The sequence below is a fragment of the Microbacterium sp. 13-71-7 genome (assembly GCF_002257455.1).
In the GTDB taxonomy this organism is placed as follows: Bacteria; Actinomycetota; Actinomycetes; order Actinomycetales; family Microbacteriaceae; genus Microbacterium.
In genome coordinates, this window is the sequence record NZ_NCKN01000399.1 from 1 (window position 1) to 1,682 (window position 1,682).

2 protein-coding genes are annotated in these 1,682 nt (G+C 67.1%); one reads left to right on the forward strand and one right to left on the reverse strand.

From position 1 onward, the window contains the following. Positions 1 to 5: 5 nt before the first annotated feature. The gene (locus B7X32_RS20735) at positions 6 to 923 is read right to left on the reverse strand and encodes an amino acid ABC transporter permease (RefSeq protein ID WP_292724091.1); all 918 of its coding nucleotides are present in this window, start codon (positions 921 to 923) and stop codon (positions 6 to 8) included. 176 nt (positions 924 to 1,099) lie between these two features. On the opposite strand from B7X32_RS20735, the gene B7X32_RS20740 reads away from it, so the two are divergent. Beyond that, positions 1,100 to 1,573 (forward strand): hypothetical protein, encoded by a 474-nt coding sequence (locus B7X32_RS20740; RefSeq protein ID WP_292724093.1) that lies wholly within the window; start codon positions 1,100 to 1,102, stop codon positions 1,571 to 1,573. Positions 1,574 to 1,682 lie beyond the last annotated feature (109 nt).

Sequence of the window (1,682 nt, forward strand, 5' to 3'; positions counted from 1 at the left end):
GACGGTCACAGCGCCGCCTCCTTCGCGATGACCACGCGTCGTCTGGATCGATCGACGGAGCGTTCGAGGAAGTACTGGCCGATGCTGGCCAGGGTCACCAGCAGCAGGTACCACAGCGATGCCACGACCAGGAGGGGGATCACCTGGTAGTTCTGACCGTAGATCTGCTGGGCCTGGGTCATCAGGTCGCCGCCGCCGATCACCGAGACGATCGATGTCGCCTTGAGGATGTCGATGAACTGATTGCCCAGCGGAGGCAGGATCACGCGGATGGCCTGCGGGATCACGATCCGGCACTGGGCGCCGAGGCTCGTCATGCCGAGAGCCTTCGCGGCATCCGTCTGCCCCGGCGGGATCGCGAGGAATCCACCGCGGACGACCTCCGCCATGTAGGCCGCCGTGTGCAGGACGAGCCCGATCAGGGCAGCCAGGAAGGGGGTGACGATGGCGTTCGTCTCGCCGCCGAGGACGATTCCCCAGGCAGGGATGCGGATGCCGATGAACGGCAGCAGCAGCGCCAGGTTGAACCAGAAGACGAGTTGCACGAGCAGGGGAGTCCCACGGAACACCCAGACGTAGCTCGTGACGATGACGGTGAGCACCGGGTTGCCGGCCTGCCGCATGACGGCGAGGATCACTCCCAGCAGAAGCCCGATCGTGAACGTCAGCACCGTGAAGACCACGGTGAGGAGCACGCCGCTCAGGATGCGCGGGTTGACGAGGAACTCGCCGACGACGGCCCAGCGCAGCGCCGGCGCGCTCACGACCGTCGCGCCGATGCCGAGGCAGATCGCCCCGAGGAGGATCGCGGGAACCCATCGGCTCAGGATGCGGGGCTTGCGGCGCAGCGGCAGGCGGATGAGCCGCTCGAGGTCGGTGCGGGGGCGCTGTGCGTCATCGGACAGCACGTTCAGAGTGGTCATGCCGATCATTGTCACGCCGGCGAGAACGCCGTGGGGCACCTTCCCCGCGGACGTGCCAGAACAGGCGATGGAAGTCCCTGGCTCGGCCGTCCGAGCCTTCCCTAGCGTCGAGGCAGCGGCCTCCGCAGCCGTCCCCGGAGAGAGGCGGAGGCCGCCTCATCTGAAAGGAATCAGTCGTGACCGCGAAGTACGAGCACCTGTTCGTCCGGCATATGCAGGACTCCACCGACGACCTCGTGAACGAGGGCGCCATCGGGACGGGCGAACCCCGTCCCTCCCACATCGGCGACGCGTTCGCCCTGATGCGGGCGGCCGACGTGCCCGGGTCGAAGATCCACATGACCTATTCGTGGATCAACCCGACGGACGAGCCGAGCCACTGGGTCAACGAGCATGAGCACGACTACGACGAGGTGCTCATCTGGACCGGATCGGATCCGGAGAACCCGCACGATCTCGGCGGCGAACTGCTGATCGATCTCGACGGCGAGACGTACTCGGTGACGACCTCGGGAGCGCTGTACATCCCGGCAGGCCTGCGCCACTGCCCGCTCGACTTCAAGAGCGTGTCGAGGCCGATTCGGTTCAGCGCGCTCTCGCTGTCGGGCGACGGGCACTACCGCTCCGACGAGAACGTCCCGAAGGGCTGAGCGACCTCGGGAATCCGCGACCGGAGGGTGGGGCCAGGAAGCGTCTGCTTCCTGGCCCCACCTCTCTGCGACCAGACGGTCAGGACGGCAGGGCGGCCGAGATCTCGGT

Bases quoted from the DNA above. Each gene is read 5' to 3' on its own strand.
- B7X32_RS20735 (WP_292724091.1), bottom strand. From the start codon at position 923: ATGACCACTCTGAACGTGCTGTCCGATGACGCACAGCGCCCCCGCACC.